Source organism: Microbulbifer celer, from assembly GCF_020991125.1.
Taxonomy (GTDB): domain Bacteria; phylum Pseudomonadota; class Gammaproteobacteria; order Pseudomonadales; family Cellvibrionaceae; genus Microbulbifer; species Microbulbifer celer.
In genome coordinates, this window is record NZ_CP087715.1 from 2,423,391 (window position 1) to 2,439,677 (window position 16,287).

The following is a 16,287-nucleotide window of genomic DNA, read 5'->3' on the forward strand; positions in this document are numbered from 1 at the left end:
TCCCGGATAAGGGCGTAGGATAAACGGCGAACCCGGGCCCGGGTGACTAACCTTGGGCCAGGTAACGGTATCCGTCTGCGGGTCTAAGAGAGAAGAGCGAGAGTCAATCCATGAGCAAAGACCAATCCCCGTCCGCGCTGGCCAGTACACATACGGTCATCAATCAACCCAGTCCCCTACAGGGCCACAATCTCTATGCCGGAGATACCGCACTGCGCGAGGCTGTGCAGCGCAACGGCGGACACTGGGGGGAAGACGACCTGCAGCGCTACGGTGAAGTCTGCGGTCGCCCGGAGTGGATCGAGCGCGGTTTCCAGGCCAATCACTACAAACCGGAGTTCGAGCCGCACGATCGCGTGGGCAACCGGATAGATCAGGTCAATTACCACCCGGCGTATCACCAGCTGATGCAACTGGCCCTGAGCGAGGGTTTGCACTCCGCGCCGTGGACCGATCCCAAGTCCGGTGCCCATGTGGTCCGCGCCGCCAAATACTACCTTCACTCCCAGCTGGAAGCAGGCCACGGCTGCCCGGTAACCATGACTTTTGCCTCGGTGCCCTCCATCAAGCTGACACCTTCGTTGGCAAAAGATTGGCTGCCGAAAATAACCCAACGGGGATACGCCCCCAGCAACCGCCCGCACACAGAAAAAAGTGCCCTCACCATCGGTATGGGTATGACCGAGAAACAGGGCGGTTCCGACGTCCGCGCCAATACCACCACCGCCACGCCCATCGGTGACGGCGCCTACGAGATTGTCGGTCACAAGTGGTTTACCTCGGCACCTATGTGCGACGCCTTCCTGATGCTGGCACAGACCGACGCCGGACTGAGTTGCTTTCTGGTACCGCGCTGGCGGCCGGATGGCACCAAGAACCCGGTTCAGGTACAACGGCTGAAAAACAAAGCTGGCAATGTCTCCAACGCATCGTCTGAAATCGAAATGCGCGGCGCTCTCGGCTGGCTAGTGGGTGAAGAGGGGCGCGGCGTGCCCGCAATCATCGAGATGGTCTCTGCCACCCGCTTCGACTGCATGATCGGCTCCTCCGGCGGTCAGCGACAGGCCGCGCTGCAGGCCATCTACCACGCCAGTCAGCGCAGCGCGTTCGGCAAAACCCTGATTGACCAGCCGCTGATGCAGAATGTGCTCGCGGACCTGCAACTGGAGGTCGAGGGTTCCGTTGCCATGACACTGCGCATGGCCCAGGCCATGGACAACCTCGACAACGCGCAACAGAAACTGTTGATGCGCCTCGGTACCGCGGTGGGGAAATACTGGATCTGCAAGCGCACACCGCACCACGCCTATGAGGCGATGGAGTGCCTGGGCGGCAACGGCGTGATCGAAAACTTTATTACCGCCCGCCTCTATCGCGATGCCCCCATCAACGCCATCTGGGAAGGCTCCGGCAATATCCAGGCCTTAGATGTACTACGCGCACTGACAAAAACACCGGACGTTCTCACCAACTGGTACGACGTATTGCACCAAAGCAAGGGCAACGACCTGCGTTACGATCGGGCCCTGACCCACCTCAAAAGTCAGCTTTCCGACATGGATCAGGTCGAATACCGTGCCCGTCATATTGTGGACCAACTGGCATTGACGATGCAGGCGAACCTGCTGATGCAAGGTGACAGCAGCGCGGTGGCGGAAGGCTTTATAGCCTCGCGACTCGGCACTCAAGGCGTTGGCAATACCGGAACCCTGCCTCTCGGCGTGGATGTAAAAACCATTATCGAACGCGGCAATCCACTCGTTGGCTGACACACAAACAAAATAAGAATCTCGACACTGACCGGGCACCGCTCACCCAATCAGAAATAGTGCCGGTTTGCCCGGCACGCGCCTCTCTGCACACTACTACCGCACACCACCACACTAGCTAAAGACTCAGGAGATCAAGGCGCGGATCTGATCCAGGTCCGGATTACTTTCCGGCAGTGCCAGTTCGCGCCGGCGGACTTCCTGGGAGAGCTCTGTGCCCGCTTTCTGCAACGCGCATTCGGCGAAATGGGCGAGCCGGCTATTGTCGTTTTCCTGCTGGCTGAGTTCTGTAAGCTGACGCAGTAACCCGCCGTAAACCACCAGCGCTTCGTCATACCGGCTCTGGCGAAAATACAGATCCGCCAGATTCTGGTTGCTCACCGACAGCATTGCCACCGCGGCTTCATGATCTTCCCATTCACCAAGCAATGGGATCGCGAGCTGGCACGCTGATTGATAAAGTTTTTCCGCCTCGCTCTCCTGCCCTTCCTGATAGGCACGATTGGCGGCGTTCATGACTGCCTTCCACTGCTCCATAGAGCTTCCCTAAAGGTTTCCATGTCCTGAATTGGCGCAAAACACCTCATGCGAATGAGAACAACACATTTCGGAAACAATACCAGTATTGTGACAGCTATTGTCAAGCGAAAAGTAATAGCACAAACAGTACACCACCAAATGACGGCGGGTTTTTATTTCAGCCCGCCTTCACAGTGTCCGGCTGTTTACTCACTCGACGTTATGACTTCGACTTGTTCTCTTTGGTTTTCGCCACCGCTTTGCCGGCTATAGTGGAGCCCAGATCTGAGACAGCCCGCACTCAGTAGTTTAGGCTGTCATCCATGGAGGATGATAGCAGTGAGTAAAACAAGAAAGCGCAAGACACACAAGCCCGAATTCAAGGCTAAAGTGGATCTGGAGACGGTACGCGGTGTCAAGGCGAACAACGAGATTGCGTAAACGTACGGCGTGCATCCAGTGCTGATCAGTCGAGGCTCTGGGCCAGTTTGACGAGGAGGAACGGAAGATTGCCAAGGCGTTGTTGGAAAGCCTGATTCCAAGCACAACGCCCGGCGCGCCTTTGAAGTCAACGGGGAGCCCGGTAAGAGCAAACGTCCGGCAGTGTTCAGAATTCTGTGTCATTTTTTTACCATTAGCAAAAAAGAGATGACCTATGACCAAGCCCACTTTCGACACGGACGCCACCATCAAAGCACTGAGCGAGGGCAAAGACCTCAGCGGTAAAGATGGCATCCTCCCCTGATCAAACAGCTCACAGAAGCCACTATACAGGCGGAGCAGCTCGCCAGCGAGGATTAGCCCAACCGCAAGAACGGCCGCACCTCCAAAACCATGAAGATCGCTGCGGGGCGCTTCAAGCTGGACACACCACGTGATCTAACTGGCACCTTTGAACCGCAGATCGTCAACAAGCACCAGACGCATCTTACCGATGAACTGGAGCGCAAGGTCATTGCCCTGTTCGCTCTGGGTAACAGTTACCAGGACATCCACACCCACATCGCTGACATGACTGGTTCAATCCATTCGGAACATAGGTGCCCGTCCGGCTCACCTCTCCGGGCATCTCGTACAGATCGTTGCTGCTCGTGAGTAACGTGTAATGTCAAGACTTGACCCCACCGCATCACTCAGGCGGTTTTGTTGAAGTCCAACCCTATCGATTCTATTAAGCGACAAAGCCCCGGCAAGCTGTCCTGCCGGGGCTTTGATAATTTTTGCTTGATCCAAAACTAAAGACCTGACCCCGGACCCCGTAATGTCAAGACGCGACCCCTATGCCCCTTTTACTTTACTAAAACGGATGAGCCTGGGATTTAGCGAGTCCTGCCCGCCTCCTCAGTGGCCAGTTTTTCCAGGAATGGAACAGCAAATCTCTCAAAGTAATTTCGTTCCTTCTCTAAAAAATCTTCTGTGAACTGGCGGGCTTCTTCCCGACGCCCCATCAGATAAAGACAGCTTGCCACCCGTTCAGGATATGCTCCGAGCATATCAACACGGTCTTGTAACAACGGCAGCAAGGCTTCATAGCTTGCAATAGATTTGGCGTAGGACAAGCCTACATCGAGATAGAGCTTCGCCAGCCGCTCGGCTTCGGCCTCAATGTCAGTTTGGCGGGTGAAGTGAAAGACCGGTTCATGTGGTGACAGTAGCCCCATGTGAAGGGCGTAAGTTGCTACACCGCGATCGTATTTTCGTTCTTTCAGAACACTCCAAAGCTTCTCAAGGGGAACTACATGAATGCCGACAAACGGGTTGATTTCAAAGTATTCATCGTAAAGAGCCTCGTTGAGCCCCACCCAGCAATGAAAACCATCTTCAAGCGGCCAGTCGACAGCCTCCTTGCGATAGCGGGTAAACCCTACAGCCATCAACGCTTCGTAGCATTTTCTCAACACCTCCTGCTTGAAAACACGGTCACACCGATTATTCATCTGAGTCTGCGCCACGTTAGCATCTCCGCTCCAGTTTACAGCTTGTCATCCTGATAGGTTCTCCAGGAGTTAAACCGGCCTTTCTTGCATTTTCACCCACCGGCGTAACTTCACGTCCCGCCTTCACATCATCAAAAAGCTTCTTCTGTCCTTGGGTAAGTTGGCCGTTGCCGGATTTTACTTCAACAATTCCTTTTTCTTTCGTCACGATATCCGGGACAGTTCTTGTGCCATCACTGGTTCTGAACGTCACGCGCCGCCCGGCCACTTGGTCGCCGAGCTCATTAACAACTAAAGAACAGGGGATGACACAGGCCGAACTGGCCGAGGTACTGGGGATTTCCCAACAGTTGGTCGCCGCCTATGAGGCCGGCAACCGGAAGATTCCGGTCTCCATGCTGCCAACGCTGGTCACCTTGTTTTCGGTGTCCCTGGAGCAACTGCTGGGGATGGAGAAGATGCCCGCCAAGCGGGGGCGCGCACCCGCCCTGCAACGTCAGATCGAGCAAATCAGTCTTATGCCGAGAAGCCGGCAGAAGGTTATTTCGGAGGTGTTGGAGGCGCTGATCAAGCAGCAGTCCGCTTGATCACGACAAAGCCCCGGCAGATCACTCTGCCGGGGCTTTGGTAATTTTTTGCTGGGTTCAAAACCAAAGACCTGACCCACGCCCCCTGCTATTTATCTTCTTCATTGGCTTCAACTCCTAATAATTTGAAGACTCCGCGAAAAAAACCGATAACAAGAAGTATTACGAGTGGAAGAGTAATGGTGAGTGCAGCAAGTATTTTTAATCTTTCTAACAATATGGCTGTATTAAATTCACTGCCCGATAGATTATTTACGACAAATGCGTAGATCGTTAACACTGTCAACACACCCGCGACTACAACAAATATCCCTGCGGCCAAATGTAAATACAGTCTGCATACTTTAGATAAAAGGTTAACCATGTATTTGCCCCGAGGACCTGAAAGACCGAGTTAACAGTGTGGATTTGCGGGTAGACAGGTGGCTGGTTTAACCTCTACAGCTTTAACAGCTTCAGTAACGGGAGCGGATGTTGCGGCTCCCTCCAGCGCAGAGCCTGTAGCCTGTCCCACCGCGAAGCCAGTGTTTCCACCGCTGTCTCCACCTACGTTTTTAGCAGCATTCCCTAATGCGTCTCCGATTTTATCTGCGACCATCTGACCAGCCTTCGTATTCCCAAGGGCGGTACCTGCTGCTGCTCCTAATCCAGCAGCCGTCGCGCTATTGGCAATTTCGGAAGCGCTATCTCCTTTTGCGATACCTCCGGCTACTTCCGAAGTGGCTGCAATCACTCCCGCTCCTGTTGCTTTGAGCCCCTTTATTGGAGAGACCGCCGCCGCCACCGTAGCGTTACGAGCAACGTCCGCCCCGTTAAGAGGCGTATTAGTCATTTTAGAAACAGCCACGTCCGTGCCTACTGAGACCGAAGCTGATACGGCCGCGACCACCAATGCGATACAAATTCCGCCACATGCAAACTGCCCAGTCGGATCTACGAGGTTTAACGGATCATTATGCACATAAGCATAAAGATTCATCTGATCCTCATACCCAACCGGATCAGTCTGCAAAAACCTCCCAAGCTTCGGATGATACATCCGTGCCTTGTAGTGATACAGCCCAAGCTCCTTGAGCCACGCTTGCCCGGTGTAGCCAAATCTTCCGTCATTGTTTGCTGCCGGAATACCGTACGGGTCATACGCATTCCTGAGCAGCACACCTCCCGTGTTGCTGCTCTGCGCGATGATGCTGCCTTGGTGGTCAGCGTGTAGGTAACGACGATAGCTTGCGCCAATGCTCGCGCTGTCGTACTGCACCAGTGGTTCGTCGACCTGATCCCCATGCACGTATCTTCGGGTTAGGGTCGAGCCGCTGTATTCCCCGACCAGCGCATCGCCATCATACAGGAAGCGGCGGGTGTCACCGTTGATCGTGACCAGATGCAGTCGACCGAGTGGATCCCAGGTGAAGCTCGCGCTGACACTCTGACCATCGACCGTACCGCTCGCGGCTACAAGCCGGTTCTCCATGTCGTAGGTGTAGGTGACCGAGCCATCGCTGGTCAGATTGCCGTTTGTGTCATAAGCGATCGTCTGCCCGGCGATGTCCGTGTACTGGTTCAATCCATTCGGAACATAGGTGCCCGTCCGGTTCGCCTCTCCGGGCATCTCGTACAGATCGTTGCTGCGCGTGAGTGACGTGACTTGGCTCGCCGGATTGTAGGTGAACGCATTGGTGAGATCGTTGGTGCTGCCCGAGAAATCCTGCGTGAAACTTTCCAGTCGCTCGACATTGTCCTGCAGGTACGTTGTTGTGGCACCACCGATACGCAAGATATGCCAGCGCCCGCCGCCGCGGTGGTAGTCGAACGACAACATCGTGGCGGCACTGGCGCTCGGGGAGGTGGATGTGGACTCGCCCAGGCTGGCGAGGCGGTCGAGGCCATCGAAGCCGTACTCAAAGAACCAACCGTCGGGATGCGTCACGCGCGTGCGGTTGCCGTTCGCATCGTACCGGTAGCTCAGTGTGCGGGTGGTGCCACCAACGCTGGTCGTGGCGGACATGAGTCGGCCGAAGCCGTCGAAAACATTGGTGATCCCCTGCCCCGCATCGCTGCCGAAGCGCATGGATAGCGTCAACCCGCGCAGGTCGTAGTCGTAACTGATGTCCGGGGAGTAGGTATTGTCGGAGAGATCCTTGAAGGTCAGCCGATTATTGTTATCGTAGGTATTCGTGATCGAGGCGCCGTTACGCTTGCGCTCGTGAGTGAGATTGCCGTTGTCATCGTACCCATACTCGTTATAGTCGCTCTCGTTGACCGCGCCCGCGGTGACCGGCGAGGGATACACGCGACGCTGGAGACGCGCGTAGCCGTCGTAACGCAGTTCAGTGCGGTTGCCGTTGGCATCGGTCTGCGAGGTCAGCAGTCGGTGGTCATAGGTATTGGTGACGTAGGTTTGTTGCAGCGCCGTTCCCACCGCACGCTCTTCGGTGAGCACTTGATCCAGCGTGTCGTAAGTGTAGCGATGGATCCGGTCCGGCCCATAGCTGCCTTCCGCGCCCAGCGTGCAGGCACTCGCGGGGAGCAAGTCATAGCTGGCCGGGTTCATGCGTACAGCCTTGCACTCCACCCGATTCCAAGTGTCGTAACTGAATTGAGTCAGCGATTCGGCCTGCCCATTCTTGCCGATCACCCGCTCGGTGACCTTGCGGCCGTATGTATCGTAGGTGTACTGCGTGGTGATAAAGACGGAGAACCCCGGCCAGGACGCGGGTGCGACCGTCTCATCCAGCCATGTGCTGAGTTCGCCACTTTCCACCTTAAGCAGCAGTCTCTTCGTCGTACCGCTCGTGCCGTAGGTGTAGCGCGTGGCAGCGTAGTGCAGCGGACCAGCGCCATCCGGATCGGGCGCGATGGTGCCGAGAAGCTGCCCTCCGGGGCTGTAGCGGCTGACGGCGGTGTACGGCAGCTCCACTTGCGCCGCATTAGCTGCGATGGCCCACAGTCCGGCAAGCAGCAGGCAAATAGAGCGATGCATGGTATTCGTTCTTATTTTCATGGGGCTTTCCCTGCGGCGTTAGTTACACTGGCTCAATCCGGCTTTCGGTTTTGTCACGCCGATCTGGTTACCGTAGATGTCGTACTGGTAACAGGTTCGCAGCGTCGGGCCGCCCGGCTCCGAGACCGTCACGCCGGTCAGCAACAGATTGTCGTGATCGTACTCGAAGCGCGTTATCACTTCGTCTCCGCCAACGCAGCCATTACCGGCAGAACTGCTGTTGATACAGTACTTTTCCGCCGTCTTCATCCAGATCGGCGTACCGCTGATCTTGCTGCTGCCACTGTTGAAGTATTGAGCTCGCAGCGACGTGTATTCGTAGCGTGTCTGCGCCCTGATGCCGTGCTTGTTCGGGGGATAGGTGATGGTGGCAACCTGACCCGACTCGGGGTGATACGTGTAATCTGTCGTGTTGCCGTTAGCATCACGAATCCACACGGGCTTGTTGCAAGTCTTGCGCGTGGTACTCGTACAGTTGTCCGGATACTTCGCTTCCCGGTGCGTACGGTAGACGCCGTCGATGAGATACTTCACCTTCGTCAGGTTGCCGCGCGTGTACTCGTACCGTTCCGGAGGACCGGACAATTTGTAGAAGTCGATGGGCCAATTCCTCGCTGAAGGCGCAAAGTTGATTTGGCCATCTTCGGTGTTTGCGAAACTGATGGCGTCCGGGTTGCCTTGAACGCTGCTCAAGACGACGTTAGTCACTCCCCCGCCGCCGTTGTTGACGGTGGCACTCCCCATGTAGTTCTGCAACATGGAGTAGCCGCTAGGCCTATCAAGGCTCGTCGCCTTGGTAACGACCCCGGCGGTCCGCGCTCGATGCACCCAGGAGCCAATGATGCTGTCGTTAAATGTAAAGATATTCTTGAAGTCGTAGGTGAAGTGTTCGCTGTTACTTCCCGCGGGCGTTATCCCTACCAGTCGTGGCGAAAACTCCGTACCCGGCACGTACGGTTCCACCACGCCCGACTCGCTGTATGCCAGGTCGTAGGCGCTGAAACGATACTTGGTGATACCGCCTTGTGCATCCGTCACTTTCACTGTGCTTTCGCCAATGAACATCGTTCTGGGCATCCCGGCGGGCCAATCGAAGGTTGCGGTGGGCCAGGGGTTGGTCAAGCTGCAGTCCTGCGCTGTCGGCGCGCAGAATTCCACCGCATTGTTGATCGCCTTGACCTGCTTGGGGTTGGCAGACGACCAGCCCGATGCCGCGGACGTAAGCGCTGTCGGCACACCGATGAGATCCGGGTTGTCTGGCTTATCCATCGGGCGGCTATCCTGGGCGTAGATGCTCTTGAGCTGAAATCCCGTGTTGGACTGGATACCCATACCGCCAGGCGTGACCGTGATCGTAAACCCGTTCGGACGAATGATTTCACTCAGCAGGCCGGTTGCGCCTGCCGCCGCATTGGCCGCGCGCGTGAACTTCACAATGGTCCCGTCGGGCTTGGTCCACTCGAGCAGCGCGCCATTACTCACCAGCGTGTGCCGCTCGTCGCCGACTGCGATATAGGTGTATGGGGGCGGTGTGCTATGGAACTGCTCTACACGCGCGCCGTTGACCTCGACTCTGAAGTCCGCAGAGTCCACGAAGTCACTCACACGCAATACAGCCTTCGGGGAATAGGTCGCCTCCTGGGACAAGTTCACGTAGCGCGTTTGTGCCCGCAAGTTATCGCTGAAGCCGCGATAATTGAGAAAGGCAAAGTCGTTCGCATACACGGAAATCCGATGACTCAATCCCATCGCGCCACCAATGCTCACGGTGTCGAGGCCGTGTGTGACCTGCCCCGTAACCATATTGACCCCGAACTCGTCGACGATCTGTACTTTGGGTCGCTCGATGTCCACCGCTTGCGCCGCGGCGGAAACCGCCACGAGCACCACCAACACCCAACCGAAGGACCGTCCTCTGTGTATCACCTCCATCCGATCTTGCTCCATTCAAAAATAAGCGCGCGTGCCGCAACCCACACTATTGCAAGCTCGAACCCACTTGGGCTTGTTGCCAGCGGGGTTGTTGTATGGACACGATATGTATCCCGTCGTCACCGTGAGTGTCTTCACAGTGCCGCTCGTATCCCTCAGCTCGTATGTCGTGGCGCCATTGACTGCATTCCAGCTCGCCCTCCACGAGCAATTCGCAACCTGCGAATATGAAAGTCCGCTGGGAGCAGGTGGTGCTGCGCTCGACGTTGTAAATGAACCACTCGCCGCCGGACCGACGTTGCCGGCGCCGTCGCGGGCGCGCACCTGGAATGAATATGTGCTGAGCTGATTGAGACCAACGAGATTGACGGCGAGAACCTTCTCAAGCGCGGTCCACGTGGGCGCGTTGTTGAGGCGATATTCGTAGCCGGTGACACCAATGTTGTCGGATGCGGCCACCCAATTCGCACTGGCCGAGTACGAGGTGACATTACTAAACGAAGGCGTCCCCGGAGCCGAAGGCGATGTCGTGTCAGGCGCCGCAGGTGTATTGAACGATGCGGAGTTGGACGTGCTGTAATTTCCAGCGCCATCGCGTGCCTGTACCTCGAAAGTGTACGTCTTTGAGGCAGACAGTCCGGTGAGCCCCACCGTCGTTCCGATGCCGATCGACACCCAGGATCCACTATTGAGGCGATATCGATAGCCTGCCACGCCTGAAGCGTCCCTGGATGCGGTCCAGGTTACGGTGGCACTCGACTGCGTCACTGCGCTGAATGTGGGAATGCCCGGCCGCGACGGGGGCGTGGTGTCCGACGAGAAGAAGTACGACCTGGTGCTGCATGCAATGCTGTTACAGGCCTGCACCCATTCAGGTTTGTTGCCATCAGGATTGCCCACCGGACAGTTGACGATGGTGGACGGCGTCGTCAAATTGCGTTGTGCGGCATTCGTCTCATCGAACGCGTAGTAGGTGGCTCCAGCGGATGCACTCCACGTCACATTCCATGCGCAATCTGCCATCAGTCTCGCATCCAGATCGCTGGGTGGCGCAGGTGCCGCCGAGCCGGTTGTGAAAGATTTAGAGACCGAAGGCCCCGCATTGCCGGCCGCATCGAGCGCTCGCACTTCGAAGATGTACGTCGTGTGATCCACGAGTCCAGACAGGCCCTGCTTGGTCCCGCTGCCCTTATTGGTCCAAACCGCCGCACTGTTAAGCCGATACTGGTAGCCAACGACCGCAATGTTGTCCGTGGCGGCACCCCAGCTTGCCATCACGCTTGTGCCATCGACACTTAAACTCAAAGCACCGGGACTGCTCGGCGCCGACCGATCCACGGATACGCCGTTTTCGCCTGTCGTGTAGTCGCTGCAACTCGCGCCATTACATGCGCGGACACGATAGTAGTAGTTGCCGGTGCTCTTGCTCGTAGCGCCCCACCCCTGGTCACTCCCGTTATACACACGAGTCTGCGATGTAAAGCTCGAGCTTGAGGACTCGTACAGCTCGTAGGCGGTCACAGTCCCGCTAGATGGCGCACCCCAGCCGATGGGGTAGTCGCCAGAGCTGCTTATAGTGGGCACCGCAATCGAGACAGGCGTGCCCGGTGGGAATGCAACTACAACAGGGTTCGCACCCGCTGCATATTCACTGCACAAGCCTTCATTACATACGCGCACACGGTAGTAGTAGCTGCCGTCAACCTTACCGCTGATCTCTTTGGCCCGCGCTGCGCCGCTGTAGACCCGTGTTTGAGTGCTGAATGTAGAACTCGTCGACTCGTATAACTCGTATGCGGTGAACGTCTCTGACGGTGCTGTCCATGTGATCCTGTAACTGCCGGTGCTGCTGTTCACCGGCACGTTGACAGATGGCGGCGCGCCGGGCGTGGCGAGATCACTTACCTGCGTGCGATTACCTGCGGCATCGAGCTCATACAGCGTTTCCGTGCCATCGTCGCGCGTGACTTTGTGCAAACGACCCAGAGCGTCATATTCGTAGCTGGTCGATGCGGCCCAACTCGCTGCGGATAGGAGAATACAGATGCCCGCCGCAATCCAGTAAAGAACCGCACGACCTCCGTCGCCGCAGGATCCCTGCGATCTGCGCCCACGCACATCGACCTCAAGCGAAGCGTTCATCCATGATTCTCCCTATTGTTCTGCCACCAAGTGTTCAGAGCGACAGTATTTGTTAGCGCTAACCTGCTAACTCTCAAAGAATGCGGGCGCCGTCTGTGCTCTCCAACCCGGCTAGGCACAGACCAAACGCCTGCGCATGGAAAAATCGCTGAGCCTGCAGGGATCCCCCCAAAACCCGAAAGCGATCAAAATTTATTCTTGAGTGTGCAATGGCCAAGATTTGTCTGCGCAATTTGGATTACTGGCGGAGAATAAAACCACAAATCGAGGAAAGTTTTGATAGCGCTACCAGTCAAATGGATGAGTTTCGCGTCAATTTTTGGTTGCGAGGGGAGCTTTTGATAGGAAATTGCTACTTGAGCCAATAAATCGGCACCAAATGGCGAATCTCTACCGTGGCTGGTTTACGGACTTTCGAAGTAAATGAAGTTCCATAGCGGCTTCAGCCTTCGCAACCCTGCTGCTTATGGCGAGCTGCGCGGCCATGGCCAATAGCCCAGTGGATTTCATCCACTACAAGGCTCGGCTGACACCGAACTTTCGTCCAAGTCCGCTACCGGGATGGTGGAGATCGAATTTTCCGCTACCGCCGACTGGGTCCGTGAGCAGGTCTTTTCCCCCAAACACAAGAAATTCTCTCCGTGGTCGACGATCGGCTCGACCTGTCCTACCGTGTCGACAAGGATGCGCTGATCATCACCTTGAACAGGTACCTGATCCTGGGCAGGCATGAGCGACTCGATATCGCCTACCGGGCCAATAGGGTTCAACGCGACGGAAGCACTAGTTCACAGCTCGGCGGCGCCGTTTCGCAGCGGACTTCTTACCCGGCTTCTTCTTGCCCTCCTCCTTGACCACCCGCAGCAGCGGCTCGTCCGAGCGGAAGATCAGGCCGTGGGTCTCGGTGGGTCTTCTGGCCCTGCAACAACTGTTGCAGGTACCGCACTATCTGCACCGAGATTTCCTGCCCCGGCACCAGCACGGGAATACCCGGCGAATAGGGCACGATTTCGTCGGCACTGGTGCGGCCGATCAGTTGCTTCTCCGCCAGTGTGCCGTTGTCCATCAGCGGCAGCTCTTCAGTATCGGCGAAATAGGCATCCCCCAGCAGATAGGTGAAGCGGGTGAATTCCGGCTGGCGCCGCGGCGAACCCGCGTGAGTGCGCTTGCGGGTGTTGCGGGCCAGCTGTTTGAGGGAGTGGATCAGGCGCAGCAATTTACTCTCGGTGCGGTTGGCAGCTACCTGCGTTATGACATGTGATCTGACAGACTGGACGGTGGCTATCCCAAACCGGTGAACAACAGCACTTGGCCGGGTATAGGTGCCTACGCCACGGAAATCTCCGCCGCTCAAAAGTGGAACAGCAGCCGCGCATATATCTTCCTGACCTATCAGCGCTATCTGCGCTACGACATCAGTAGAGACTCGGTGGATAGTGGCTACCCTAGGAATATCAGCGGCGATACTTGGTCAGGGCCTATGGTCCCCTGAGGGAAACCAGTCAACTTTGAGCTTATCCGTTCTTTAGAACACAGCCGGCGCACGAGTTTTCATGCACCGCGTTTAACCCACCAATTGGTGCCAAGAACCCGTCTTGGTTCAATCATTACCACGGAACATGCGTACCATCCCAGAACAGTAGCCTGCCGTTGTCTTCCGGCTGCAACTATTCAAGCACCGCTACAATACGCTGTGCACTCTGTGTCGGCGAATAGAGTTTGCCGTCAGGAATATTGCTCTGGAAAGATTTGGAAAGTGGTGTGTCGGTGGTTCCCAAGTGTATCGCCACAACACAGTATGCCTCACCTTTCTGCTCCATTCGATCGAGAGGTTCCGTTCAGCGCCGCTTTGTTCACGCGATATCTGTACCAGCCGCCCAGGCGGCTGTCCTCGATACTGCCGACTTTTGCCGACAGTGAGGCTCAGACTAGTGGCGACCGCTTTTTAAGCAGCGGTGCCAGTGCCTGAGCGAGGTGGGGGTGTGTCAGCACATTGACAGAGATGCTATTGACTAGTGCTTCGTCACCGCACTGCTGCAGATTTTTTCCGGGCTGTCCCCGACCAGTGGAGCGTTCCGCAACCGCTGATTACCCAGTTCGGGACGGGCTGCACCCGAAGCCAGTTGCCCACCTGTTCCAGAGAACTCTCGTCAGCAATAGACGCGCGCAGTTGGCGGTGATTTGCGGAAATGGGGGCCAGCTCCGAACGGCTGACGGTAAGCAGCAGCACGCTAGGGAAACGTCTTACCAGTTCCTCACACAAGATCGCGCCAAGACCGCCACTGGCGCCGGCCAGCAGGATACACTCGGGGCTGTTGGTTTCACCCTGCGGCATTGGCTTCCCTCCCCTGCGGCCATTTATGGAACTAGCGTTCCGCCTTGCCGCCTTTCCCTGAAGATTTTTCCGATTGGCAGACAACCCGCAACATGGGTTCATCGGAGCGAAAAATCAGCCCGTGAATTTCGGTGGCATTCTGCCCCTGCAACAGTTGCTGCAGAAACTGCACGATCTGGGTAGAAATCTCCTGCCCAGGCACCAGAACCGGGATACCGGGTGGGTAGGGAACAATTTCGTCAGCGCAGGTGCGCCCTACCAGTTTTTTCTCTGCCGCTACGCCATTGTCCATCAAGGGTAATTCTTCGGTGTCGGCGAAGTAGGCATCCGCCGGCAGACAGGTTAGACGGGTGAGTTCCGGCAGCCGTCGGCTGGCACTGATATGGCTGCGGCGACGGGGGTTGCGTGCCAGTTGTTTTAACGCGTGCACCAGACGCAATAACTTGCTCTCGGTACTGCCGAGTGTCACCAGCACACTCACGGTGTTGTAAGTGGTTTTCTCCACCTGAATGCCGTACTGATCGAACAGTTTGACCTGGATCTCTTTGCCGGAATATCCACTGCCGGAAACGTCAATAGTGACCTTGGTAGGGTCGAGTCGGATATTGTCGTTTTCCAGCGCGGGGGGAATCAGGTCTTCCCGCGTCAGCGCGCGGAACACGCCGGTGGCATCGACTTCCCGGCGCAGGGTTTCCACCATCTGCAAACAGTGCCGCAGGCGGCCGAAGCCTTCCATCACCATCTGTTTGCGGGCCACGTCGAGGCTCGCAATCATCATGTACTGAGGGCTGGTAGACGCGTACATGTTCAGGTTTTCGCGGAAGCGGTACTCGTCAAAATCCGGATCCTGTACGTGAATCATACTCGCCTGGGAAAACGCCGACAGCATCTTGTGCGTGCTCTGGGTAACATAGTCTGCACCACACTCCAGGGCTGTGGGCCGCAGTTGCGTATGGAAATAGCCATGGGCGTACCAGGCCTCATCGATCAGGACTTTGACCCCCCGCTCGTGGGCGGACTCGATGATCGGTTTGAGATCGTAGCGCAGACCGTCATAGGTGCACGAGGTGATCACCAGCAGGCCCGCATCCGGATGCTCGTCCAGCGCCAGCTCGATATCCGCCCGGGATACCGGGCCGTAAATACCAAACTGCGGGTGCAGGGTAGACTTCAGATACACGGGCTCACAACGGTTCATCACCACTGCGTGGTGCACCGACTTGTGACAGGCCTGATCGACAATGATCTTTCCACCACCGCCCAGGATCTGTTGAATCACTACTTTGTTGGCGGTGGACGTACCATTGGTAAGAAAGAAGGTCTGCTCCGCGCCAAAAGCCTGCGCGGCAAGGTCCTGCGCCTCCTGAATGACCGAGTGTGGTTCCAGCAGGCTGTCGAGCACCTGAACCGATACAGAAAGATCGGTATTGAAGACGTGCTCACCCATAAAGCGGTAGAAATCCCCCACCCAGGGGCTGTTGCGCAGGCTGTCACCGCCGGAGTGGCCGGGGGTGTGCCAGGCATCGCGGGCACTGAATACATACTCTTTCAGGGTGTCCGCAAACGGCGTCGACGCACGGCGGGCAATAAACGCCTGTACCAGGCGGAACATGTGGTTGAAGTTGCCCTCGCGACGGTCGAACAGTTCGTCAAACCGCTGTCGTACCGACGCCGGTGCGCCACCGTGTCCGTCGAGAAAGGAATCCTGCGCCACCAGAAACACATTCAGCTGCGCGCGCAGTTCGTGCATCCGGTCTGCCAGCAGTTCCGCGTCCTTCAGCTCGTCCGGGCTGCAGCCGGCATCAATAATCAGCGCCTGCAGGCGGTCTTCGCTGCACAGGTGCTTTTCCAGCGCCGCAGTAGCCACGGCTTCAAAGCGCAGCCCGAAGGGGTTTTCGTGTTGCGCAGCCGTTGCATTGAGTGCATTCACCCAACTACTGCTCAGGTCGCGGTCATTACTGACCAGTGCAACCCGGCACTCCAGTTGCGGATGTCCATCACTCAGGTTGCCCAGATCAGGCATTGTCAATTCCATACCCATCGCAATTCTTCTTATCTTTCAGCA

12 protein-coding genes and 1 pseudogene are annotated in these 16,287 nt (G+C 56.8%); 3 read left to right on the forward strand and 10 right to left on the reverse strand.

The features are described from left to right. Positions 1 to 110 precede the first annotated feature (110 nt). Entirely contained in the window at positions 111 to 1,769 is a 1,659-nt protein-coding gene (locus LPW13_RS10175) for an acyl-CoA dehydrogenase family protein (protein WP_230435120.1), read from the forward strand. Positions 1,770 to 1,895: 126 nt separating this feature from the next. Here LPW13_RS10175 and LPW13_RS10180 read toward each other — a convergent pair whose 3' ends face one another. After that, positions 1,896 to 2,306: a hypothetical protein gene (locus LPW13_RS10180; RefSeq protein ID WP_230435121.1), complete on the reverse strand. Its 411-nt coding sequence runs from the start codon at positions 2,304 to 2,306 to the stop codon at positions 1,896 to 1,898. Positions 2,307 to 2,943: 637 nt separating this feature from the next. Between LPW13_RS10180 and LPW13_RS10185 the strand changes: the two are divergent. Next, a pseudogene (locus LPW13_RS10185) lies at positions 2,944 to 3,308 on the forward strand (transposase); the annotation flags it as partial. 299 nt (positions 3,309 to 3,607) lie between these two features. On the opposite strand, the gene LPW13_RS10190 reads toward LPW13_RS10185, so the two are convergent. Together LPW13_RS10190 and LPW13_RS10195 are read right to left on the reverse strand one after the other, a co-directional pair. Next, entirely contained in the window at positions 3,608 to 4,240 is a 633-nt protein-coding gene (locus LPW13_RS10190) for a hypothetical protein (protein ID WP_230435123.1), read from the reverse strand. 1 nt (position 4,241) lies between these two features. Continuing rightward, positions 4,242 to 4,433: a hypothetical protein gene (locus LPW13_RS10195; RefSeq protein WP_230435124.1), complete on the reverse strand. Its 192-nt coding sequence runs from the start codon at positions 4,431 to 4,433 to the stop codon at positions 4,242 to 4,244. Positions 4,434 to 4,530: 97 nt separating this feature from the next. On the opposite strand from LPW13_RS10195, the gene LPW13_RS10200 reads away from it, so the two are divergent. Beyond that, positions 4,531 to 4,812, forward strand: coding sequence for a helix-turn-helix transcriptional regulator (locus LPW13_RS10200; RefSeq protein ID WP_230435125.1), 282 nt, complete (start codon positions 4,531 to 4,533; stop codon positions 4,810 to 4,812). An 88-nt stretch (positions 4,813 to 4,900) separates the two neighbouring features. Here the strand turns inward: LPW13_RS10200 and LPW13_RS10205 are convergent, their stop codons facing one another. The 7 genes from LPW13_RS10205 to LPW13_RS10235 form a co-directional block, all read right to left on the reverse strand. Next, a complete protein-coding gene (locus LPW13_RS10205) occupies positions 4,901 to 5,176 on the reverse strand; it encodes a hypothetical protein (RefSeq protein ID WP_230435127.1) in 276 nt (91 codons plus the stop codon). 30 nt (positions 5,177 to 5,206) lie between these two features. Beyond that, a complete protein-coding gene (locus LPW13_RS10210; RefSeq protein WP_230435129.1) occupies positions 5,207 to 7,813 on the reverse strand; it encodes an RHS repeat-associated core domain-containing protein in 2,607 nt (868 codons plus the stop codon). Positions 7,814 to 7,831: 18 nt separating this feature from the next. Next, positions 7,832 to 9,694 (reverse strand): RHS repeat domain-containing protein, encoded by a 1,863-nt coding sequence (locus LPW13_RS10215; protein WP_230435131.1) that lies wholly within the window; start codon positions 9,692 to 9,694, stop codon positions 7,832 to 7,834. A 66-nt stretch (positions 9,695 to 9,760) separates the two neighbouring features. Next, entirely contained in the window at positions 9,761 to 11,887 is a 2,127-nt protein-coding gene (locus LPW13_RS10220; RefSeq protein ID WP_230435133.1) for a fibronectin type III domain-containing protein, read from the reverse strand. Between the two features lie 823 nt (positions 11,888 to 12,710). Further along, entirely contained in the window at positions 12,711 to 13,103 is a 393-nt protein-coding gene (locus LPW13_RS10225) for an Orn/Lys/Arg family decarboxylase (protein ID WP_230435135.1), read from the reverse strand. 807 nt (positions 13,104 to 13,910) lie between these two features. Next, complete coding sequence (locus LPW13_RS10230; RefSeq protein WP_230435137.1) at positions 13,911 to 14,222, reverse strand: hypothetical protein; 312 nt, start codon at positions 14,220 to 14,222, stop codon at positions 13,911 to 13,913. A gap of 31 nt (positions 14,223 to 14,253) precedes the next feature. Then, positions 14,254 to 16,245 (reverse strand): aminotransferase class I/II-fold pyridoxal phosphate-dependent enzyme, encoded by a 1,992-nt coding sequence (locus LPW13_RS10235; protein ID WP_230435139.1) that lies wholly within the window; start codon positions 16,243 to 16,245, stop codon positions 14,254 to 14,256. Between the last annotated feature and the right edge of the window lie 42 nt (positions 16,246 to 16,287).